The sequence below is a fragment of the Pandoraea norimbergensis genome (assembly GCF_001465545.3).
GTDB lineage: Bacteria > Pseudomonadota > Gammaproteobacteria > Burkholderiales > Burkholderiaceae > Pandoraea > Pandoraea norimbergensis.
The window spans coordinates 1,899,034-1,920,391 of record NZ_CP013480.3; the positions used below are offsets into that span (position 1 = coordinate 1,899,034).

At 62.8% G+C, this 21,358-nt stretch carries 18 protein-coding genes; 14 read left to right on the forward strand and 4 right to left on the reverse strand.

The window, feature by feature from the left end; all coding sequences use genetic code 11:
• The first annotated feature begins 7 nt into the window (after window positions 1-7).
• From AT302_RS08500 to AT302_RS08535, 8 genes are all read left to right on the forward strand, one after another.
• A complete protein-coding gene (locus AT302_RS08500) occupies window positions 8-1,456 on the forward strand; it encodes an MFS transporter (RefSeq protein ID WP_218918988.1) in 1,449 nt (482 codons plus the stop codon).
• A gap of 75 nt (window positions 1,457-1,531) precedes the next feature.
• Complete coding sequence (locus tag AT302_RS08505) at window positions 1,532-2,338, forward strand: acetoacetate decarboxylase family protein (RefSeq protein ID WP_058378065.1); 807 nt, start codon at window positions 1,532-1,534, stop codon at window positions 2,336-2,338.
• Between the two features lie 108 nt (window positions 2,339-2,446).
• On the forward strand, window positions 2,447-3,370 hold the full coding sequence (locus AT302_RS08510) for a LysR family transcriptional regulator (protein ID WP_058378066.1): 924 nt from the start codon (window positions 2,447-2,449) through the stop codon (window positions 3,368-3,370).
• Window positions 3,371-3,520: 150 nt separating this feature from the next.
• The gene (locus AT302_RS08515; protein ID WP_058378067.1) at window positions 3,521-4,801 is read left to right on the forward strand and encodes a 3-isopropylmalate dehydratase large subunit; all 1,281 of its coding nucleotides are present in this window, start codon (window positions 3,521-3,523) and stop codon (window positions 4,799-4,801) included.
• On the forward strand, window positions 4,798-5,301 hold the full coding sequence (locus AT302_RS08520; protein ID WP_058378068.1) for a LeuD/DmdB family oxidoreductase small subunit: 504 nt from the start codon (window positions 4,798-4,800) through the stop codon (window positions 5,299-5,301). Before AT302_RS08515 ends, AT302_RS08520 begins: the two co-directional genes overlap by 4 nt.
• A 41-nt stretch (window positions 5,302-5,342) precedes the next feature.
• Window positions 5,343-6,023, forward strand: coding sequence for an RraA family protein (locus AT302_RS08525; protein ID WP_058378069.1), 681 nt, complete (start codon window positions 5,343-5,345; stop codon window positions 6,021-6,023).
• A gap of 55 nt (window positions 6,024-6,078) precedes the next feature.
• Complete coding sequence (locus AT302_RS08530) at window positions 6,079-7,281, forward strand: aminotransferase class I/II-fold pyridoxal phosphate-dependent enzyme (RefSeq protein ID WP_058378070.1); 1,203 nt, start codon at window positions 6,079-6,081, stop codon at window positions 7,279-7,281.
• A gap of 117 nt (window positions 7,282-7,398) precedes the next feature.
• Entirely contained in the window at window positions 7,399-8,301 is a 903-nt protein-coding gene (locus tag AT302_RS08535; protein WP_058378071.1) for a glutamate/aspartate ABC transporter substrate-binding protein, read from the forward strand.
• 124 nt (window positions 8,302-8,425) lie between these two features.
• Here AT302_RS08535 and acnB read toward each other — a convergent pair whose 3' ends face one another.
• The 3 genes from acnB to AT302_RS08550 form a co-directional block, all read right to left on the reverse strand.
• Window positions 8,426-11,011 carry a bifunctional aconitate hydratase 2/2-methylisocitrate dehydratase gene (gene acnB / locus AT302_RS08540; protein ID WP_058378072.1) on the reverse strand — a complete coding sequence of 862 codons (2,586 nt, stop codon included), beginning with the start codon at window positions 11,009-11,011 and terminating at the stop codon, window positions 8,426-8,428.
• Window positions 11,012-11,240: 229 nt separating this feature from the next.
• The gene (locus tag AT302_RS08545; RefSeq protein WP_058378073.1) at window positions 11,241-12,026 is read right to left on the reverse strand and encodes an AraC family transcriptional regulator; all 786 of its coding nucleotides are present in this window, start codon (window positions 12,024-12,026) and stop codon (window positions 11,241-11,243) included.
• A 130-nt stretch (window positions 12,027-12,156) separates the two neighbouring features.
• The gene (locus AT302_RS08550; protein ID WP_058378074.1) at window positions 12,157-13,458 is read right to left on the reverse strand and encodes an MFS transporter; all 1,302 of its coding nucleotides are present in this window, start codon (window positions 13,456-13,458) and stop codon (window positions 12,157-12,159) included.
• A gap of 303 nt (window positions 13,459-13,761) precedes the next feature.
• On the opposite strand from AT302_RS08550, the gene AT302_RS08555 reads away from it, so the two are divergent.
• The 6 genes from AT302_RS08555 (at window position 13,762) to AT302_RS08580 (ending at window position 20,592) form a co-directional block, all read left to right on the forward strand.
• Complete coding sequence (locus tag AT302_RS08555; protein ID WP_058378075.1) at window positions 13,762-15,504, forward strand: FAD-binding protein; 1,743 nt, start codon at window positions 13,762-13,764, stop codon at window positions 15,502-15,504.
• Window positions 15,505-15,565: 61 nt separating this feature from the next.
• Window positions 15,566-16,531 (forward strand): succinate dehydrogenase/fumarate reductase iron-sulfur subunit, encoded by a 966-nt coding sequence (locus AT302_RS08560; protein WP_058378076.1) that lies wholly within the window; start codon window positions 15,566-15,568, stop codon window positions 16,529-16,531.
• Window positions 16,528-17,436, forward strand: coding sequence for a CoB--CoM heterodisulfide reductase iron-sulfur subunit B family protein (locus AT302_RS08565; protein ID WP_084656103.1), 909 nt, complete (start codon window positions 16,528-16,530; stop codon window positions 17,434-17,436). The genes AT302_RS08560 and AT302_RS08565 overlap by 4 nt, the downstream gene beginning before the upstream one ends.
• An 89-nt stretch (window positions 17,437-17,525) precedes the next feature.
• Window positions 17,526-17,738: a DUF1059 domain-containing protein gene (locus AT302_RS08570; RefSeq protein WP_058378078.1), complete on the forward strand. Its 213-nt coding sequence runs from the start codon at window positions 17,526-17,528 to the stop codon at window positions 17,736-17,738.
• Between the two features lie 127 nt (window positions 17,739-17,865).
• Window positions 17,866-19,257: an FAD-binding oxidoreductase gene (locus AT302_RS08575; protein ID WP_058378079.1), complete on the forward strand. Its 1,392-nt coding sequence runs from the start codon at window positions 17,866-17,868 to the stop codon at window positions 19,255-19,257.
• A gap of 156 nt (window positions 19,258-19,413) precedes the next feature.
• Window positions 19,414-20,592, forward strand: a complete 1,179-nt coding sequence (locus AT302_RS08580) for an alpha/beta hydrolase (protein ID WP_084656104.1) — start codon at window positions 19,414-19,416, stop codon at window positions 20,590-20,592.
• Window positions 20,593-20,622: 30 nt separating this feature from the next.
• Here the strand turns inward: AT302_RS08580 and AT302_RS08585 are convergent, their stop codons facing one another.
• Window positions 20,623-21,327 (reverse strand): TetR/AcrR family transcriptional regulator, encoded by a 705-nt coding sequence (locus tag AT302_RS08585; protein WP_058378081.1) that lies wholly within the window; start codon window positions 21,325-21,327, stop codon window positions 20,623-20,625.
• Window positions 21,328-21,358 lie beyond the last annotated feature (31 nt).

Here is a 21,358-nt window from a genome sequence, read left to right on the forward strand (position 1 = left end):
GACGATTGTGAGTTCGAATCAGTCATCGATACCGCCCATCAACATCGCATCGATCAACGATGTGATCCGATTCATTGATTCCCAGCCTCGTCTTGTCGGCGTTGCCCGGTTTGCGTGGCTGGTGGCCCTTGGGGGCTTGTTTCTGGATGCGTTCGCCAACTCGGCGCTGGGCTCCGCACTCGGGCCGCTGACGGCGCAGTTGGGCCTGAGCCCCCGCGAAGTCGGTTTGCTCACGGCGTCGTCGGCGTTCGTGGCGCTTATCGTCAATCCGTTCGGTGGCTGGCTGGCAGACCGGTTCGGTCGCGTCAAGCCGCTGATCGCGACGAAGCTGATCTACATCGCCGGGGCCATCATCGCGGCCGTCGCCGTGAATTTCGAGATGATTCTTGCCGGGCGAGTGCTGGTGGGTATCGCGTACGGGATCGACTTCAGCATCGCGATCGCCTTGCTTGCCGAGTACACGCCTGCCAAACACCGCGCAAAGCTGAACCTGTGGAATGGCGTGTGGTACATCGCCGTCATCGGCAATTTGCTCGTCACGTTGTTGTTCAGCCAGTTGGGCATCGGGCAGAACATCTGGCGTTATTCCATCGCGTCGTCAGGCATTCTGGCGCTGGTGATTCTCGGTTTGCAGATCAAATATCTCTCCGAGAGTGCGACGTGGCTGGCGCGCCTCGGACGCATGAAAGACGCCGCGATCAGTCTCGGGAAATTGTTTCCGGACCACCGCTTCGTCGCACGCGAGACCGCGCGCAACGATGTGAACGAGAAGACGAAACGCGCGGGCAACTTTGCGCAATTGTTCCGGGGCAACTATCTGCGCCGTACCGTGCTTTCCGGGGTGATTTCGCTCTGTCAGTACATGCAGTATTCGGCGGTAGGTTGGTACCTGCCGGTGATCTCGCTGCTGCTCTTCTCGAACAACTTCATTCACGCCACGATCGCTGCGATCGTGTTCAATTGCTTCGGCGTGCTGGGCGGCTTCTCATCACCGTTTTTTGGCCGCCTCTTCGGGTTGCGCAAGGCGGCGCTGTACGGCTTCGGCATCGTCTTTCTCGTGCTGGTCGGCATGGGGCTGCTCGACGGCAAGGTCGACCCGATGCTGCTCTCCATCTTCCCCGCGATGCTGATCTTCGCGCACTCCGCTGGCCCGGCATCGAACGGAAAATCGATCGCCGCGCTGTCTTATCGGTCGGAAGTTCGCGCGACCGGCACGGCCTTCACGGGCTTCCTCGCGAATGTGGGCGCTGCGTTCGGTCTCTTCGCGTTCCCGGTGCTGCGCGGGAGCTTTCCGCTGGGGACCGTGCTGCTGATTCTGAGTGTCGTGCCGCTGGTCGGGTTGATCACCTGCATCGTCATTCAGTGGGACCCGACGCGCAACGGCTTCTCGGCGGACGAAGAAGCTGAGACCGATGTGCCTTCCGGTCAACCGGCCGCGATTCCCGCCCAACAATGATTGGTCGGAACAACGAGCAGAACAACGAGCAGAACAACGATGCCTGAGTGGCCTCAGGCAATTACGGAGAACGTTATGAGTGAATTGAAAGGATTTCTCTTTCCGCAAACCCCGACGGGCGTGGCATCGCTGATTCCCGATCCGCCTTGGTACTACTCGGGCACGTGGCTGACGGTGGAGTACCGCACGAACCCCGATCGCATCAAGGCGCTGTTGCCCGCGCCGCTGGAGCTGGCCGACGAAGACCCGGGACGTGTCGCGATGGTCTGGGCCGACTGGCAGTCGTGCTCGACCGGCGGTGCCGAGATGCTGGACCCCGTTCGCGCGCAGTATGCCGAGGCGTTTCTCGCCGTGAAGGTGAAGTTTCAGGGGCAGACGTTCACGCGGATTGTGCACATCTGGGTGGACCGCGACTTCTCGCTGGGGCGTGGCATTCACATGGGGTATCCGAAGAAATTCGGCTCCATTTACCAGACGCGGCCGTTCCCCTACGGTCCGGCCCCGCGACTGGCGCCGGGCGGCCGCTTCGGTGCGAGTCTGGCAACGTACGACCGCCGCATCGCGCAAGCCACGATCACGCTGCGAGAGCAAGTGAAGACCGGCGGCCCCACGGTCAATATCTACCCGCTGCTGCATACGCGTGTGCTTCAGTCGATCGAGAAGGGCGGTGGCGAATCGCTCAACGAACTGGTGACGCACAAGCCCGCGAAAGCCGAATGCGGCGACCCGTGGGTGGCCGACGCCGAACTGGCGTTGTTCGAATCGCCGACCGAAGAACTCGCGACGTTGGCGGTTGAAGAAGTCGTGGGCGGGTACTACCAGCAGATGGGCACGGTGTGGGACGGTGGCGAGTTGCTGCTCGACAATCGCCAGACGGCCTGACGACATCGCCCGGTACGGCAATCGGTGAGTGTATGAAGGTGGGTGACGGGGGTTGGGGTATCTTATGGCGGCAAAGCAAGCCGCGGTAACTGCCGCCGACGGGACATCATGATCACCTTCAAGCAAATCGAAGCGCTGTACTGGGCCAACAAACTCGGCACCCATGCGGCTGCCGCCGAGCGACTCCACACGACGCAGTCGGCCGTGTCCAAACGGATTACGGAAGTCGAGGAGTTTCTCGGCGTCGCCCTGTTCGGCCGTAGCGGACGGACCATGCAACTCACGGCAAAAGGCCGCGAGGTGCTGGAGGTCGGCGAAGAAATTCTTCAACTGCGCGACCGTCTGCTTGAGCGCATGGGCAAGCCGGTGGATGTGGTCCGCCGGTATCGCATCGGGGTCACGGAGCTGATCGGCCTCACGTGGCTGCCGAAGCTGGTGCAGGAAATGCGGGAGAAATACCCGCTGGTCTCTATCGAACCCGAGATCGATCTCAGCACCGCGTTGACGACCAAGCTGCAACGCTCCGATATCGATCTGGCCATCATTCCACTCACCGCCACCGGCCCCGGGTTCACCGCGGTGCCGCTCGACACCATGGCGCTCCAGTGGATGTGCAGCCCCTCGCTGACCGATACCTCGAAGACACTTTCCCTCGGCGAAATCGCGCAGCATCCGATCCTGATGCAGATCGACACCTCGGGCGTCGATGCCGTTTTCGATCGTTGGTTTCAGGCCAAGGGGCTGTCGATTCGCCGGATGTACGCGGGCAACAGCCTGAACGCGCTCAGTGCGCTGACGGTGGCCGGTTTCGGCGTGAGCTATCTCCCCGATCTCTACTTCGACGATCTGGTCCAGCACGGGCTGCTCAAGCGCGTGCCGGTGGACGAACCGTTGCCGACCGTGCGCTACTACGCCGTCTATCGCAATGATGGGCCGGTGGAGTTCAGTGCCGACATTGCCGCGCTGGCGCAACGCCTGTGCGACTTCCGCAAACCACAGTTCGCTCCCCGCCCGGCGTCCCCCGCCGCTTGACGTCCGCTCGCCTGCCACGGGAAACGTGAAATTTTTTCCGGCTTGAATACGCCTTTTTTTCGCTAGTTTCAAAAAGGCGTCATCCCCATACTTGTTTGCCATGGATGCCCGTTGGGTATCCGGTAATTCGGGTTTCAAGGAGTGGGGGCAATGGCAGGTCAGACGCTTTCCGAAAAGTTGCTGTCCCGTAAAGCGGGCAGGGTCGTACGTGCGGGCGAGATCGCCATTTGCACCGTCGATTTCGCGCTGGGCACCGACGCATCGGTGCCGATGGCGCTCGACTATTTCGACGCCATGGGCGGTACCGCACCGCTGCATCCGGCGCAACTGGTGTTCGCCTTCGATCACTACGCACCCGCGCCGTCGGCTAAGTCGGCGCTGTTACAGGCGCGTATCCGCAAGTTCGCTTCGGCCCATGCGGTCAAAGTTTTCGACGTCGGCGCCGGTATCGGCCACCAACTCATGGTCGAACAGGGCTATGCCCGCCCCGGGCGTCTGCTCGTCGGTGCCGATAGTCACTCGGTGATGTACGGCGCCGCTGGTTGCTTCGCCACCGGCATCGGCTCGTCCGATCTGGCGGCGGTCATGATGTCCGGCAAAGTCTGGCTCAAGGTGCCCGCGAGCATTCGCGTGGAACTGACCGGCAACCTCGCGGCTGGTGTCGGGGGCAAGGACATTGCGCTGGCGCTCGCCCGCATCCTCGGTGCCGACGGCGCGGCTTACAAGACGCTCGAATTTCACGGTGACGGCATTGCCGGGCTCGATTTCGACGATCGCCTCACGATCGCGAACATGGTGATCGAGATGGGGGCGAAGAACGCCCTGTTTCCCGTCGATGCGACCGTGCGCGACTATCTCGCAAAGCGCCCCATGCAGGGTGTGGAGGACAGCGAAGACACACTTACGGCGGACGACGACGCGCAATACGCCGAGCGCATCACGCTCGATCTCGCGACGGTCGAGCCCAACGTCGCCCGTCCGCATCAGGTCGATAACGTGGTCACCGTTTCCGAGCTTGAACACACGCCGATTCATATGGCGTATCTCGGTACGTGTACCGGCGGGCGCGTGAAGGACTTTCAGGAAGCGCTGGCGGTATTGCGCGAACACGGTGGCCCTGCCCCGGGCGTGCAACTGGTGGTGACACCGGCGTCGCGCGAAATTATGGAAGCCCTGGTGCGTGGCGGCGAACTGGCCGATTTTCTCGCCTTCGGTGCCATTGTCGTCACACCCGGATGCGGTTCGTGCTGCGGCACGGGCGGTGCCATTCCCGGCGACGGCGTCAACGTCGTGTCGACGGCCAATCGCAACTTCAAGGGCCGGATGGGCAACGCCGACGCGAACATCTATCTCGCCTCGCCGCAAGTCTGCGCCGCCAGTGCGGTGGCCGGTTATCTCGTAGCGCCATCACAGCTTGGCCATCGCTCATGAACGCACAAACCATTGAAGGACGCGCACGCTGTTTCGGCGACGACGTCAATACCGACTACATCATCTCGTCGCGCCGCAAGCGTGACTCGCTCGATCCGCAAGTGCTGCGGCAGTACCTGTTCGAGACGACGCATCCCGACTTTGCTCAGAGCGTGCGCGCTGGCGACTTGATCGTTGCGGGCAAGAACTTCGGCTGCGGGTCGGCGATGGAAGTTGCCGTCACCGCCGTAGTCGGCGCGGGCGTGCGTGTGGTGCTGGCGCAGACCTTTGCGCGCACTTACTTCCGCAACGCCATCAACAACGGCTTGTATCCGGTCGAGTGCGATACGTCGCGCATCGGCGAAGGCGATACGGTGCGTGTCGTCTTCGGCGAGCAGACGCAAGTCTGGATCAACGACGAGACGACACCGCTGCACGGCGCGCCCATTGCGCCGGAAATTCTTCAGATTCTGAACGCCGGCGGACTGGTGCCGTATCTGCGCGCGCACCGCACGCTCTGACGGCGCATTCCAAATGCTTCCCATTCTTCGATGAGGACACCATGAACGAACACAACCAAGCGGGATTTCGCGTGCTGCCGATGCCGGCCCCAATCCCTGCCGACATTCTCGACGCCTACGCCAATATCGTCACGTCGCACATCAGCGACAGCATGCAGCGCATTTGCGGGGTGCAGGGCTTGCGTGCGTATCACGCGGGCAAGCGCCTCGTCGGCCGAGCGATCACCGTGAAGGTGCGTCCCGGCGACAACATGATGATCCACAAGGCGATGGATATGGCCGCGCCCGGCGACGTGATCGTGGTCGATGCGAGCGGCGATGTAACGCAGGCCCTGATCGGCGAGTTGATGCAGATTCACGCGGAAGTGCGGGGTATCGCTGGTTTCGTAATCGATGGTGCCGTGCGCGATATCGGCGCGTTTCGCGCGGCCGACTTCCCCTGCTATGCACGCGGCAACACGCACCGTGGACCGTTCAAGGAAGGGCCGGGCGAAGTCAACGTGCCGGTGAGCATCGGTGGTCTGGTCATCAACGCTGGCGACCTCATCGTCGGCGATGAAGACGGCGTGGTCGCCGTGCCGCCCGACCAATGGACCTACGTGCTCGGCAAGGCACGCGAGCAGGCCGCCCGTGAGGAGCAGCGCAAGACGGCGATTCGCGCGGGCAAGGACAAGCGCGACTGGATCGACGAGCGTCTGCGCAAGCTCGGCGTGATCGCTTGAGCGTGCTTCCGCTTTCCTGCTTTCCCGTCCCCCATTTCTACGGAATCGAAACATCATGAGTTTGTTGGCTACCCGCATGGGCCGGATCAAACCGTCGCCCAGTTCTATGGCAACCGGCCGCGTCAAGGCACTGCGCGCACAGGGCAGAAACATCATCGGGCTCACCGCCGGTGAACCCGACTTCGATACGCCCGATCACATCATCGAAGCCGCATACGCCGCGATGAAGGCCGGCAAGACCCGCTATACGGTGGTCGACGGCACGCCGGAACTCAAGCAGGCGATCTGCGAAAAATTCCGCCGCGAGAACGGGCTCGACTACGGCATGGATCAGGTGACGGTCGCCAACGGCGGCAAGCAGATCATCTTCAATGCCCTCACCAGCACGGTCGACGAAGGTGACGAGGTCATCATCGCCGCGCCGTACTGGGTGTCGTATCCGGACATGACGCTGCTCAACGGCGGCACGCCGGTGATCGTCGATTGCCGTGCGGAAGACGGCTACAAGCTCACGGCGGCGCAGCTCGAGGCCGCGATCACGCCGCGCACCAAGTGGGTGATTCTGAATTCGCCGTGCAACCCGACGGGCGCGACCTATACCCGAGAAGAGTTGCAGCGCCTCGGCGACGTCGTGACGAAGTACCCGAACGTGATGGTGCTGACCGACGACATCTACGAATACCTGATCTACGACGGCGAGGCGTTCTTCACGTTTGCGCAGGTCAACCCGCATCTGCTTGATCGCACGCTGACGGTGAACGGCGTTTCCAAGGCGTATGCCATGACGGGCTGGCGCATCGGTTTCGCGGGCGGCCCGCGCGACTTGATCAAGGCGATTGCCAAGCTTCAGTCGCAGAGCACCAGCAGCCCGTCCGCCATCAGTCAGGCGGGTGCGCTGGCCGCGCTTACCGGCACGCGCGACTTTCTCGTCGAATGGAAAGCCCAGTACACGGCGCGCCGCGATCTCGTGGTCGAACAGCTCAACGCGATTGAGGGGCTGCACTGCGCGAAGCCGGTCGGCGCGTTCTATGCCTACCCGTCGTGCGCCGGTGTGATCGGCAAGACGACGCCGGAAGGGAAGGTCATCAACAACGACACCGATTTCATTCTCTATCTGCTCGACACGCAGGACGTCGCAGTGATTCAGGGCGAAGCCTTCGGTATCTCGCCGGCATTCCGGCTCTCGTTTGCCACGTCGATGGAAAACTTGCGCGAAGCGTGCGCGCGAATCGCACGGGCGTGTGCTGCGTTGACTTGATGCCGTGATGACGTGATGCCGTGGTGTCGCGTCGAGCGTTCCATGCATTCCACGTATCTGCATTCCCTTCTGCATAACCATAAGTAACCGCTTTCGATGGCGGGTGGAGACGACAAGATGAAGTACATGAGCTACGGGGTTGTGTTGTTGGCGCTGATGAGCGGTGTGGCGAATACCCAGGCTGCCACGCCGCTCACCGGGTCTCTGAAGAAGATCAAGGAGAACAACGTCATCGTGCTGGGCAATCGCGAGTCGTCGGTGCCGTATTCGTACTACGACAACGGCCAGAACGTGATCGGCTACTCGCAGGAGATCGCTTTGCAGATCGTGGAGGCGATCAAGAAGGAGATCGACGCGCCCGGCTTGCAGGTGCGCATGATGCCGATTACCGCGCAGAACCGCATTCCGCTGGTGCAAAGCGGCACGATCAATCTGGAGTGTGGCGGCACGACGAACAACGCGGAACGCCGCAAGCAGGTCGAGTTTTCGAACACGATCTCGATTACGGAAACGCGTCTGCTGACGAAGCGCACCTCGGGCATCCGGTCATTCAACGATATCGAAGGCAAGACGATTGCGGTGACCGCAGGCACGACCTCCGAGCGCTATCTGCGCAAGAAAATTGCCGAAGCGAAGATGAATGTGATGATCGTGGCGGCAACCGATCACGCGCAGGGATTCATGATGGTGCAGCAGGGCCGCGCGGCCGCGTTCTTCATGGACTCGGACGTGCTGTCGGCGGAGAAGGCCAAGGCGAGCAAGTCGGATGACTACATCATTACCGGCGAGCCGCAGACGTTTGAAGCCATCGCCTGCATGCTGCCCAAGAACGATCCGGCGTTGAAGGCTATCGTCGACAAGACGATTGCCCGTATCCAGACGAGCGGCGAGGCCAACAAGCTGTATCAGAAGTGGTTCATGTCGCCGATTCCGCCGCAGAACATCAACCTGAATCTGCCGCTGAGCCAGAAGCTGAAGTCGGTGTTCGAGACGCCGAATGATGTGTCGCTGGATGACTAAAACGAAGCTGACTACCCGGTCTTTCCCGTCGTCGCTGCGCAAATAAAAAGCGCCCCGAGCTTTCACTCGGGGCGCTTTTTTTGACGCTACGGCGCAACCGACGCGCCGTAACCCGACCGCAGGCTTACGCCTTGACGGTGTCGGCCACTTCCTTGAAGTCTTCGATCTGGTCGAAGTTCATGTACTTGTAGATCTTATCGCTGTTGGCGCTCAGCACGCCCATGTCGGCCATGTACTCTTCCTTGCTCGGAATCTTGCCCAGACGCGAGCAGATTGCCGCCAGTTCCGCCGAGCCAAGGTACACGTTCGTGTTCTTGCCCAGACGGTTCGGGAAGTTACGGGTCGAGGTCGACATGACCGTTGCACCTTCGCGCACTTGTGCCTGATTACCCATGCACAGCGAGCAGCCTGGCGCTTCGGTACGGGCACCGGCAGTACCAAAAACGCCGTAGTGGCCTTCTTCGGTCAACTGCTTCTGGTCCATCTTGGTCGGCGGGGCGACCCACAGCTTGACCGGAATGTCGCGCTTGCCTTCGAGCAGCTTCGAGGCGGCACGGAAGTGACCGATGTTGGTCATGCACGAGCCGATGAACACTTCGTCGATCTTGGCGCCGGCCACATCCGACAACGTCTTCACGTCGTCCGGGTCGTTCGGGCAGGCCACGATCGGCTCGTGAATGTCGGCCAGATCGATCTCGATCACGGCAGCGTACTCAGCGTCGGCGTCCGGGCCCAGCAGTTGCGGGTCGGCCAGCCATTGCTCCATCGCCGAGATACGGCGCTGGATACTGCGCGGGTCTTGATAGCCTTCGGCGATCATCCACTTCAGCAGCGTGATGTTGCTGGTGATGTACTCGATGATCGGTGCCTTGTTCAGGTGAACCGTGCAACCGGCGGCCGAGCGCTCTGCCGAGGCGTCCGACAGTTCGAACGCTTGCTCGACCTTCAGGTCGGGCAGGCCTTCGATTTCGAGAATGCGGCCCGAGAAGATGTTCTTCTTGCCTTGCTTGGCGACCGTCAGCATGCCTTGCTTGATGGCGTACAGCGGAATGGCGTTGACCAGATCGCGCAGCGTCACGCCCGGTTGCATCTTGCCCTTGAAGCGGACCAGCACCGATTCCGGCATGTCCAGCGGCATCGTGCCGGTGGCAGCGGCGAAGGCGACCAGACCCGAACCTGCCGGGAAGCTGATGCCGATCGGGAAGCGCGTGTGCGAGTCGCCGCCGGTGCCGACGGTGTCGGGCAGCAGCATGCGGTTCAGCCACGAGTGAATCACGCCGTCGCCCGGACGCAGGGCGATACCGCCGCGCGTGCTGATGAAGTTCGGCAGCGTGCGGTGCGTCTTCACGTCCACCGGCTTCGGATAGGCCGAGGTGTGGCAGAACGACTGCATGACGAGGTCGGCCGAGAAGCCCAGGCAGGCCAGATCCTTCAGTTCATCACGGGTCATCGGGCCCGTGGTGTCTTGCGAGCCGACCGAGGTCATCTTCGGTTCGCAGTACGTGCCCGGACGCACGCCTTGACCTTCCGGCAGGCCGCAGGCGCGGCCGACCATCTTCTGAGCCAGCGAGAAGCCACGGCCGCTGTCGACCGGTTGCTGCGGCAGGCGGAACAGGGTCGACGGGGCCAGACCCAGCGCTTCACGTGCCTTGGCGGTCAGGCCACGGCCGATGATCAGCGGAATACGGCCGCCAGCGCGCACTTCGTCGAACAGCACGTCGGACTTGACCTGGAACTCGGCGATCACTTCGCCGTTCTTGAGGGCCTTGCCGTCGTACGGGCGCAGCTCAACCACGTCGCCCATTTCCATTTGCGACACGTCGAGTTCGATCGGCAGGGCGCCGGCATCTTCCATCGTGTTGTAGAAGATCGGGGCGATCTTGCTGCCCAGACACACGCCGCCGAAACGCTTGTTCGGCACGAACGGGATGTCTTCGCCCGTGAACCACAGCACCGAGTTGGTCGCCGACTTGCGCGAGGAGCCCGTGCCGACCACATCGCCCACGTAGGCGACCAGATGGCCCTTGTCCTTCAGCGATTCGATGAATTTGATCGGGCCGCGCTTGCCGTCTTCTTCCGGGGTGATGCCGGGACGCGTGTTCTTCAACATGGCCAGCGCGTGCAGCGGGATGTCCGGGCGCGTGGTGGCGTCAGGGGCCGGCGACAGGTCGTCGGTGTTGGTTTCGCCCGTGACCTTGAACACGGTGATCGTCAGGCTTTGCGGCACTTCCGGACGGCTGGTGAACCACTCGGCGTCGGCCCAGCTTTGCAGCACGGCGCGCGCGTTGGCGTTGCCCTTGTCGGCCAGTTCCTTGACGTCGTGGAACTGATCGAACATCAACAGGGTTTTCTTCAGCGCGTCGGCAGCCACCGTGCCCACTTCGGCGTCGGCGAGCAACTCGATCAGCGGGGCGATGTTGTAACCGCCCAGCATCGTGCCGAGCAATTCGGTCGCGCGGGCACGCGAGATCAGCGTGCACGGCGTCTGACCCTTGGCCACGGCGGCCAGGAAACCGGCCTTCACGCGGGCGGCTTCGTCCACGCCGGCGGGCACTCGGTGGGTAATCAGTTCGACCAGCGTCTGTTCTTCGCCGGCGGGGGGATTCGTCAGCAGTTCCACCAGTTCGGCGGTCTGTTGAGCCGACAGCGGCAGGGGAGGAATACCGAGTGCGGCGCGTTCGGCCACGTGAGCACGAAAGTTTTCAAGCATTTGGGGACCTGCTGGTATTGAGTTTCAGGAGAAGGCCTTGTGGGCCTCCATGGGTGTTCCGGACACTGCTTTGCCCGCGATTTTAGTCCCCACAACTCATAAGGTCAAATGTCTTATGTCTTATATAAGAGTTGAAAAAGCAACAGTTGTCCGGCGGGTGCCGGGTGGCGTGGATTTCAAAGGGGGCGTCGCAGGGGGCGAGGCAGGTAAGGCGCGGTAGGGCGAGGGCTCAGGTGAAGTACTGGCCGGGCGTGCGTCCGAGGGATTTGCGGAACATTTCGATGAAACCGGTCGTGCTTTCGTAGCCGAGCTCATTGGCGACCGCTGAGACGGCGCGGCCTTCGGCCAGCCGGTAAAGCGCCTCTTGCAGGCGCACATGGCGGCGCCATTCGTCGAAAGTGAGATTGAGTTCGCGGGTAAATAGCCGCGACAGCGTGCGTGCGCTGGCACCGACGTGGTCGCCCCATTCCTGCAACGTGCGGTTGTCTGACGGCTCGCGCAGGAATTCGGTGCACAGGCGGGCGAGGCGGCGTTCACGCGGAATTTCGAGCGAAAGCGGAATCTCGTCGCTGAATTCGAGCTCGTCGCGGATGATCTCGAAGAACTTGTCGACGTGGCGCTTGCGCAGCATGGGTTCGTCGGTGGCGGCGGCGCGCAGGATCAGTTCGCGCATCAGGTTCGAGACGACGAGCGGTTCGCAGGTCTTCGGCAGGTCGGCCACGACGTGCGGCGAGATCAGCAGGTTGTGCATGCCGAACGACGCACGCAGGCGCACGGCGTGCAGCGTCATCGGCGGAATCCAGACGGCGCGCTGTGGGGGCACGACCCACGTGCCGCGAGGCGTGTCCACGGTCATGATGCCTTCGCTGCCGAACAGGACTTGCCCGTAGGGATGCACGTGCGGCTCGACGCCACCGCCCGACGGAAACTCGAACGCCAGCCCGACCATGGGCGCGGGCGAGATTCGCGACTCGAAGAACTCGACATCCTGTGCGGTGATGATCCGGGTCTGCATGACGTGCCACCTGGCTTCAGGGGAAAGGAATGCGCGTTTCATTCTTTCCTTAACGTCGGTTGCAGGACATGGGGGTTAACACGAGGCTGGAGGTCGAGCCTCCAGCCTGCAACTACCTGATTGACAACGGTTATTCGAGTGCTCGCCCGCGCGTTTCCGGCATCCAGAGGACGGCCGCCACCGTCAACAGGTTGAGTGCAATCAGATACGCGGCGAACCACCCCAGATGTCCGTGGTCGGCCAGCCAGTTCTGAAGGTATGGGGCGGTGCCGCCGAAGATCGCCACCGTCAGCGAGTAGGGGATGGCGACGCCGGTGGCACGAATGCGCGTGGGGAACAATTCCGCATAGACCGCCGGGGCGATGGCGGTCCACGCGGCCAGCACGACCAGCCCAACGCAGATCGCCAGCGTCAGCCGCACGAAGGAGCCGTCGATGAGCATCAGCGCAGGCACGATGACCAGCGCCGATCCGCCCGCACCCAGCAGCAGGTTGGGCTTACGGCCGATGCGATCGGAGAGTGCACCCCAGAACGGCTGCACGGCCATGTAGACCAGACAGCCGATGCACAGCGCCCATAGCCCCTGACGCGCATCGACCCCCTTGAAGTGCGTGGCGAACGTAATGGCCCCCGACATCCACGTGTTGAACGTCAACGTCGGTCCCGCCGTGAGGGCAATGATTCGCAGCACCGATGCGCGGTGCTCCCAGATGGCGTGCGCCATCGGTTGTGTCGGTACACCTGAGCGCGCCTCGCTCTGCTCCTGTTCGAACGCGGAGGTTTCTTTGAGTCGACCACGCAGGAACAGTGCATAGACCCCGAGGGCGGTACCGAAGAAGAAGGGGATGCGCCAGCCAAAGCGGGTCATCTCGTCGGCGGAGAACACCTGCGTGAGCACCAGCCCGACGGCGGTGGCCAGCAGCGAGCCGCCGGTGATGGCGATGAACATGCTGCTCGACCACAAGCCGCGCCGGTTCACGGGGGCGCTTTCCACCAGGAACGTGAACGATGCGCCGATCTCGCCTCCCAGACCGAAGCCTTGAAGCAGGCGCCCGAAGACGAGCAGCGCCGGGGCCATCAGGCCAATGGACGCGTAGGTGGGCGACACCGCGATAACAAGACACCCGGCGGCGGTGACAGCCATCGAAGCCACCATCGCAAAGCGGCGGCCACGGCGGTCGGAAAGCCAGCCGAAGTAGATGCCGCCGATGGGGCGCAGCAGAAAGCCGACGGCGAAGACGGCCAGTGTCGACAGAAAGGCGGCGGTCGGGTCTTCCGCGTGAAAGAACTGCGTTGAGAAATAGCGCGAAAAGAGCACGAACGAGGCGAAGTCGTACCACTCAAGCGCGTTGCCGATACCCGCGCCCAAGATGACCGACTTCGCCGGCGAACCGCGCTCGTTGCGGGCGACGGCTTGCAGGGTCGCATCCATGGTGTGTCTCCTCATACCAAATAGTCGTTGTTATTTGTCTTACGGCCCTGCTCACATTAGCGTGACTTGCCCGCCCGGCACACCGCGCGCGGGACAACACATATCGCAAAGCGGACAAAATTTTCTACCGGGGCGGCTTGCCTCGTCCGGGAGCGTTTTGAGGCGCTCTTGCCGCGCCGCGCACATTGGCCGCTTTGGTGGATGACGTGTCCCGATCGCTGCATCGGTGCCGGGTGGCCTGCCCACAATGGTCACATTCCATTCACACGTTTCGACAACCGGCCCCAGGAGGGCGCTGCTGCGATGAGGGTGATCAATTGCGATGTGGTGGTCGTTGGCGGCGGCGGGGCTGGCACCTATGCCGCGTTGCGCCTGCACGATCTGGGCCTGAAGCCGATGCTGATCTCCAAGGGGCTGGTCGGCAAGAGCGGCGCGTCGATCATGGCGGGCGCGGTTATCGTCGGCTCGAAGATGCTCGGCGGCACCGAGCAGAACGCGGCCGCTTCGCTCGAATTTTTCGCGAAGTACTACAGCCATTTCCTCGTCGATCAGTCGTATCTGGCGGCCGCCGGTCACTGGATCGAGAACACTTTCTATCCGGAGATGGAGTCGCTGGGATTGTTGTTCTCGCGTGAGGCCGACGGCCAGATCGCGATGAGCCACTCACCGGTGCGCTGGGCGGTTGCGCCCATGCAGGGGCAAACCGGCATCTTGCTGATGGACATCCGGCGCAAGCAACTGCAAGCGCGGGGCATTCCGATGCATGAGGAGTGCGTGGTCACCGCGCTGCTGCGCAACGCGAATGGCGAAGTTTGCGGCCTGACGGCGCTGGACTACGTGCACGGGGAGATGTTCGCCGTGCATGCGAAGGCGGTCGTCATGGCGACAGGGCACGCCGACCGGCTGGTGCGCCGCTCCACGGGCACGCGCGAGCAGACCGGCGACGGCATTGCGCTGGCGCTGCGCGCGGGCGCGGAAATGACCAATCTGGAAATGCAGTTCTGGCACATCAGCGATTTCGCGAACCCGCCGACGTGGCAACGCCTGCACGTGTATCCGAACCCGCTGGTAGGGACCGACCAGAGTTCGCGTGTGTACAACGCGCAGGGCGAATGCTTCTTCGAGCAGGCACGCGATGCGCCTGCCGCACTCGCGCCGTACTCGCTTCAGGTGAAGCGCCTGACCCAGCAGGTGCTCGCGGGCAAGGCACGCTTTAGCGGCGGCTACTACACGTCTTACAGCCATGTCGATGCGGATGTGCTGCGGCGCTATCAGTACGCCGGGTCGGCGTTCGAGAAGCTGGGGCTGGACATCACACGCGACAAAGTCGAAGCGCGCACCACGATGCATTACCGGCAGGGCGGCATCGAGTCTGACCCGCACTCGATGCGCACCAGCGTAGACGGCTTGTGGGTGGCGGGCGGCGTGGGCGCTCACGTGACGGGGAGTCTGGCTGTCGCGATCTACGACGGCGGGCTGGCGGCGGAGTCGGTCGCCGGAGGGCTGCCGGACCATCACCGGCACGACGATCTGACGGCGCAGCAGATCCGGGGAGAGGAACAACGGGTCGAGGCGCTTCGAACGGGCACGGGCGCGGGGGCGGGCGGTAGCCCTCAGCAGCCTCTGGCCCCCATGCACGTCAAGACCGGCATCTGGGATGCGATGGGCGAAGCCTACGGCCTGATCAAGAGCGGCGACGCGATGCGCGAGGGACTGGCCCGGCTCGCCGTGTTCCGCGAGCGCGAGTTGCCGCGCATGACACCGCCGAGCGCGTCGCGGCGCTTCAACACGGCGTGGCTCGATGCGCTGGATGTTCACAACCTCATCGATGTCTGCGAGGTCACGCTGCAAAGCGCCTTGAAGCGCGAGGAGAGTCGCGGCAGCTTCTATCGCACCGACTTTCCGTACGTCGACAACACCGCGTGGCAGTGCAAGAACATCGTGGCGCGCGACGGCAGCGACTACCGGTTCAGGAAGGAGCGCTATCCGGCGGGGGGCATCGCGCCGGGGTTCGACCGGCAGGAGTATTTCAGCGTGCCTTGGTGACCCACTGTCATCCCCGCCTCAACAATTCATCCATAACCATCCATTCGCGCAGAGGGGACCCATGCATTCGGACGTCAGGCAATTTCGGGGTGACATCGACAACGGCAGTGAACTGACGACGGTGACGCTGCACATTTCGCGCTTCGATCCGGAGACGGATGCTGCGCCCTATGTCGAGACCTTCGCGGTGCCGGGGGTGCCGCACATGCGCATCATCGACGCCCTGAACTACGTGCAGGAATCGCTCGCCGTCGATATCGGATTTCGATGGTATTGCGGCACCAAGAAGTGCGGCACCTGCGCCGTGCGGATGAACGGACGCGAAGTGCTCGCCTGCTGGGAGGCGGCCGAAGCGGAGATGCATATCGAACCGCTGCGCCATCTGCCGCTGATTCGCGATCTGGCGGTTGACCGGGCGCCTGCCGAAGCGAAACTGGTGTCGTTGCAGACATGGCTTCAGCGGTCGAAGCCGTATGGCGGGTTTCCCGAGCCGATCAATGCGGCCAACGCCGCGACGCTGCGCGCCACGATGGATTGCCTGAGTTGTCTGGCCTGTTATTCGGCATGCCCGGTGCTCGATTTTCCCGACGACATCGCGTTTGCCGGACCTGCGCCGCTGGTGCATCTGGCGCGCGTCGCGCTGGACGCCCGCGACGATGCGCCGCGTCTGCAAGCCATTCTGGACGAGGCGCACGTTCACCATTGCGTGTCTTGTTATCAGTGCGAAGCCGTTTGTCCTGCGCACATACCCATCGTGAGTGCCGCGATTGAACCGCTCAAGCAACTGGCTTACGCGCACGCCCGCGACGCGTCGCCGCATGCGCGCACGTTCATGGATATCGTCGCGCGACGCGGGCGTATCGAGCCCATGCTGCTCGTGCTTGGCACGCGTGGCTGGCGCGCCGTGCTGCAACGGCCCGGCCGCACCCTCAAGCTGATGCTGCGTGGCAAGGTCAGCCCGTTGGCGGCGCTACTGCGCCGGCCGGTGGACGGCATCAAGACGATCCGGCGAATTTTCTTTAAATGAGTTCTTTCCACCAAGGCACTGACATGCAAATCGCCTTCTACCCCGGATGCAGCGCACGTACCACGTGTGGTGAGCTACTGGACGCCACCCATGCCGTGGCAGACCGGCTGGGCATCACGCTGGAAACGCTGACGTCTGCCACCTGCACCGGCAGTCGTGAGATTCGTGCGGCCGACCCGGAGCGCTTCGTTGCGCTCAACGTGCGCATCATCGCGCTGGCCGAGGCGAAAGGCCTCGATCTCATGACGATCTGCAATACCTGTACGTTGAATCTGATCGAAGCCAAACAACGCGTGGACAACGACCCGGCGTTGCGTGCGCGCGTGGACCGCAAGCTCGCCGAGGAGGGGCTGGTCTACCGGGGCACGGCACGTGTGACGCACTTTCTCTGGTATCTGCTGGAGGAGGTCGGCGAGACGCGGTTGCGAGCACTCGTCAAAACGCCGTTGTCGGAACATCGGATCGCGGCGTTCTACGGCTGCCACATCGTCCGGCCGCCCTCGGTTTTCGGCGACACGGATGCGCGTGACGTCAGATCGATTGAAACGCTCGCGCAGATTTTGGGCTGCACGACCGTCGACTATTCCGGCAGAACGGCGTGCTGCGGTTTCCACTGCTCGGCGCAAAGCGACGTGATTCCCATCAAACTCAGCGGGCGCCACGTAGCTTCGGCGAAAGCGGCAGGCGCGGATGCGATGGTAACGCCGTGTCCGCTATGTCATACGGTGCTCGACACCTATCAGGACGACATGGCACGCGATCTGAACACCTCGCTCGATCTGCCGGTGCTGCATTTGCCACAGCTTGTCGGGTTGGCGTTGGGTATCGATGCGGCGGCGCTGGGGCTCAAGCGACACGTTGTGCCGGTTAAGGACGTGCGGCGGGGTCCGCCGGCGTTGCCGTGACCCCGGTTCATGGCAGGGTGTGGAAACAATTTCACCACCCGCGACCTATACTTTCTGAGTGATTTTGTTCCTAGAAGGAGGAGAAGATCATGACCCGAAAGTACATCGATTGCCGGGAGTTCCCGAGCGAGACGAACTGCTCGGTCGCGCTATGTGCTGATTCCGAAGGTGAATTGCTGGAGGCTGCCGTGCAGCACGCGATCACGGTTCACAAGCATACCGATTCGCCGGCGTTGCGCTCACAGTTGAAGACGCTTTTCCATGACGGCACACCGCCCGTAGATGCACCGCGTCACGGGTAATTAGCGACACAGAGTCACCAAAGACGACGCCCATAGTCGCCCTCTTCTCAAGCGGGCAAAGCCTTGGAGATTTGTCGAGTCTCCCTGCGATTGCCTCAGGTCCGGGCCACACAGCATGAGGTGTCTTATGACCCACTTATCCACCGAGGCAATCGGCGCGTTGAGCGCGTCCACAAGAGGCCAGGTGTTGCTGCCCGGCGACCCTGATTTCGATCGGTCACGACGTCTTTGGAATGCCATGATCGACCGCCACCCGGCTGTGATCGTGCGCTGCGCGGGTGTCGCCGATGTGCGCCGGGCCGTGGACTTTGCGCGCGATAACAAGCTGCCGCTCGCCGTGCGTGGCGGCGCGCACAACATCGCCGGCACGGCGGTGTGCGACGGCGGGCTGATGATCGATTTGTCGCCGATGACATCGGTGCGTGTCGATCCGGTGGCACGCCGTGCCTATGTCGAACCGGGCGCCACGCTGGGCGATTTCGATCACGAAGCACAGGCTTTCGGTCTCGCGACGCCGCTCGGGATCAACTCGACAACCGGCGTATCGGGCCTGACGCTTGGCGGCGGGTTCGGTTGGCTTACCCGGAAATACGGCATGACGATCGATAATCTCTTGTCGGCGGATGTCGTGACGGCCGACGGGGAACTGGTCCACACCGCTGCCGATGCGCACGAGCACCTTTTCTGGGCGATTCGCGGCGGCGGTGGCAATTTTGGCGTCGTCACGATGTTCGAGTTTCAACTGCACCCGGTCGGGCCGCAAGTGTACGGCGGCCTTGTCGTCTTGCCGTTGGCGCAGGCGAAAGACGCGCTCAAACGCTATCGGGTTGCCGCGCGCGATATGCCCGACGCGCTTTCGGTATGGGCGGTGTTGCGCCTTGCACCGCCGTTGCCGTTTCTGCCGGAGGCGGTCCACGGCAAACCGGTCGTCGCGTTTGCAAGCTGCTACACCGGTGCGCTGGAAGACGGCCCGGCGGCGCTGGCGGCGGTGCGCCAATTCGGTACCCCGTATGGCGAGCACCTCGGCCCGATGCCGTATGCCACGTGGCAACAGGCGTTCGATCCGCTGTTGACGCCCGGCGCACGCAATTACTGGAAGTCGCACAATCTGGCCGACTTGCCGGATGGGCTGCTCGACGTGTTGATCGACGCAATTGGCAAGCTGCCGTCGCCGCAATGCGAAATCTTCTTCGGGCAGATCGGGGGCCAGGCAAGCCGCTATCCGGCGGACGCTACGGCTTATCCGAGCCGCGATACCCAATATGTCATGAACGTGCACGGACGCTGGGACGACCCGGGCGACGATGCGCGATGTGTCGCGTGGGCACGCGCGTTTTTCGACGCGGCCGCGCCATTTGCACTGGGTAGCGCTTACGTCAATTTCCTGACACAGGACGAAGCGGAGCGGGTCGGGGCAGCCTATGGCCCGAACTACGAGCGTCTCGTTGCCGCGAAAACCCGGTATGACCCGCATAACCTGTTCCATCACAACCAGAACATCAAGCCGGCTCGCGATTAATACCCGAAGGGGCAGCCTCGATCGGGCGCAGGCCGATCGCCGGTCATCGTCTGCCCCAGTTGCCGGCGCGCGACGATTACGGTAGCGTTGCGCAAAATTGTCGGACCGCACTATCCACGCAAGCTGTCGTCAGAACAATGCATCGCGGAGGCTGCTATGAAACGGGGTTTGGGGCTCGGGGGAGTACTCATGGGCACGCTGCTGCTTGCGGCGTGTACGTTGCCAGGGGTGTCTGACAAGACACTGAGCGCGGTGGGCTATCTACCGCCAACCACGGCGGAGATTCCGCTGAAGACGGGGCCGACGGCGTCGACATTCGACTATCCGGTCATGTTCGGTACAACACGCAAGGCGTTGTCCGCCGGGGCAGGCTTCTCAGACGATCGGGATGAAGCGCTTCACTATGGCCGCGTGTTCGTCACGATCCCCAAAAATCACCGTGTGGGCTCGCTGGGCTCGGACATCGGCACGTACTTCGGAAGCGATCCGAAGCTGACCGTGAACCGTTTCGAGTCGATACCGGGAGAGGCGCAATTTCTTGCCATCGCGCAACGTGAACTTCGGCCGGTCACGGGCCCCGAAAGCGGCTATGTCGTGGTGTTCATCCACGGCTACAACAACGCCTTCAACGACGCGGCACTGCGCGCGGCGCAACTGGGGGCTGATCTGGATGTGCCTGCGAACAACATGTTCCTGTTTTCGTGGGCAGCGAGAAGCGGGGTCACCAAGTACACCTTCGACGAGGCAACCGTCGACACCAGCGAGGTGTATTTCCGGTCGTTTCTGGAGACGGTCGCCAAGGCGGCAAACGGGCGAAAGATTCATATCGTGGCGCACAGCATGGGGAATCGGGCATTGCTGCGCGTGATTGCGTCCGGTGTGAATACCGTCTCTTCGGAGCGGGGTATTCGGTTCGGTCAGATCATCCTCGCCGCGGCCGACGTCGATCGCGATCTGTTTGCGCAACTCGCACCGAACTATCTGAAAGTGTCGGACCGAACGACGGTCTACCTTTCCCCGTACGACTTTGCGGTGGCGGCGTCCAGCCATGTCCACGACTATCCGCGCGTCGGCTGTGGAACGGCCCCGCAAGTGGTCGTCCCCGGCATCGACAACGTGGTCTCGAATCTTCCGGAGGACTTCCCGTCACATGCTTATTTTGCAGAGACGCTCCCTCTCCTGACGGATATCAAGAACCTGATGCTGCGCAACACGCCCGCGCGCTCCGGGGATAAGTGGAAGCGGGTCGATGGCTACTGGGTGGTCGGCGGTGAGCCCAAGAGCGGGAAGGTTGTCTGCCGGACTCGCAACACGCTGATGCCCGCGGCCCGATAGCCAGAAATCAGATCGAGCGCGGCAGGCGCGTTACGTTGCCGCTTTGCCGCGCTCGGTGGCGAGGTGCCGCTCAAGCAAGTCAATATCTTCGCGCAGCAGCTTGATCACCCCGGCAGCGCCCGGTTCACCCGGTTGCCGCCCGGGCGCCTGCTCGACGGTGCGCAACGCCATATCGGCAATCTGCTCCGCGATCTCTTCGGCCTTGCGCGGGCCTGCGGGCGTGAACCACCACGCCGTCCAATTGCACATGCCGATGATGGAAAACGCGGCGACCTTCGCATCCATCACGCGGAACTGACCCCGCTCGATCCCCAATTCGATGGCATGCCGGAACTGCTCCAGCACGGTCCGGCGAGACTGCTCGGCCAGCTTTTTCTGCTTGGGCGGCAGGTTGTCCTCATTGCGCTCGACGACGCGAAATTGCAGCGGGTGCGTGAGAATCAGGTGCGCATGGCGCAGCACGAGATGGCGCAGCATCGCCGAGGGCTGCTGCAAGTTTTCCGGCAACGCCTCGGAGGCGAGCTCGCCCGCCGCGCGGGTGACCACCGTCGTGAGGACTTCGAGAATCGCTTCCTTGCTCTTGAAGTAGTAGTACAGCGCCGGCCGGCTGACGCCGACGACATCGGCAATGTCGTTGAAACTCGTGCCGTCGAATCCCCGGTCGATGAACAGCCGCGTAGCGACTTCCAGAATGTTTTCCCGCAACGCGTCGCTTTTGGTCTGTGCTTTGGTCATGGCCACTGTCTGGCGCGTCTTTTGACGCAGG

Coding starts and splice junctions, on each gene's coding strand:
- AT302_RS08505 (WP_058378065.1), top strand. CDS start 1,532: ATGAGTGAATTGAAAGGATTTCTCTTTCCGCAAACCCCGACGGGCGTG.
- AT302_RS08510 (WP_058378066.1), top strand. CDS start 2,447: ATGATCACCTTCAAGCAAATCGAAGCGCTGTACTGGGCCAACAAACTC.
- AT302_RS08515 (WP_058378067.1), top strand. CDS start 3,521: ATGGCAGGTCAGACGCTTTCCGAAAAGTTGCTGTCCCGTAAAGCGGGC.
- AT302_RS08520 (WP_058378068.1), top strand. CDS start 4,798: ATGAACGCACAAACCATTGAAGGACGCGCACGCTGTTTCGGCGACGAC.
- AT302_RS08525 (WP_058378069.1), top strand. CDS start 5,343: ATGAACGAACACAACCAAGCGGGATTTCGCGTGCTGCCGATGCCGGCC.
- AT302_RS08530 (WP_058378070.1), top strand. CDS start 6,079: ATGAGTTTGTTGGCTACCCGCATGGGCCGGATCAAACCGTCGCCCAGT.
- AT302_RS08535 (WP_058378071.1), top strand. CDS start 7,399: ATGAAGTACATGAGCTACGGGGTTGTGTTGTTGGCGCTGATGAGCGGT.
- acnB (WP_058378072.1), bottom strand. CDS start 11,011: ATGCTTGAAAACTTTCGTGCTCACGTGGCCGAACGCGCCGCACTCGGT.
- AT302_RS08545 (WP_058378073.1), bottom strand. CDS start 12,026: ATGCAGACCCGGATCATCACCGCACAGGATGTCGAGTTCTTCGAGTCG.
- AT302_RS08550 (WP_058378074.1), bottom strand. CDS start 13,458: ATGGATGCGACCCTGCAAGCCGTCGCCCGCAACGAGCGCGGTTCGCCG.
- AT302_RS08555 (WP_058378075.1), top strand. CDS start 13,762: ATGAGGGTGATCAATTGCGATGTGGTGGTCGTTGGCGGCGGCGGGGCT.
- AT302_RS08560 (WP_058378076.1), top strand. CDS start 15,566: ATGCATTCGGACGTCAGGCAATTTCGGGGTGACATCGACAACGGCAGT.
- AT302_RS08565 (WP_084656103.1), top strand. CDS start 16,528: ATGAGTTCTTTCCACCAAGGCACTGACATGCAAATCGCCTTCTACCCC.
- AT302_RS08570 (WP_058378078.1), top strand. CDS start 17,526: ATGACCCGAAAGTACATCGATTGCCGGGAGTTCCCGAGCGAGACGAAC.
- AT302_RS08575 (WP_058378079.1), top strand. CDS start 17,866: ATGACCCACTTATCCACCGAGGCAATCGGCGCGTTGAGCGCGTCCACA.
- AT302_RS08580 (WP_084656104.1), top strand. CDS start 19,414: ATGAAACGGGGTTTGGGGCTCGGGGGAGTACTCATGGGCACGCTGCTG.
- AT302_RS08585 (WP_058378081.1), bottom strand. CDS start 21,327: ATGACCAAAGCACAGACCAAAAGCGACGCGTTGCGGGAAAACATTCTG.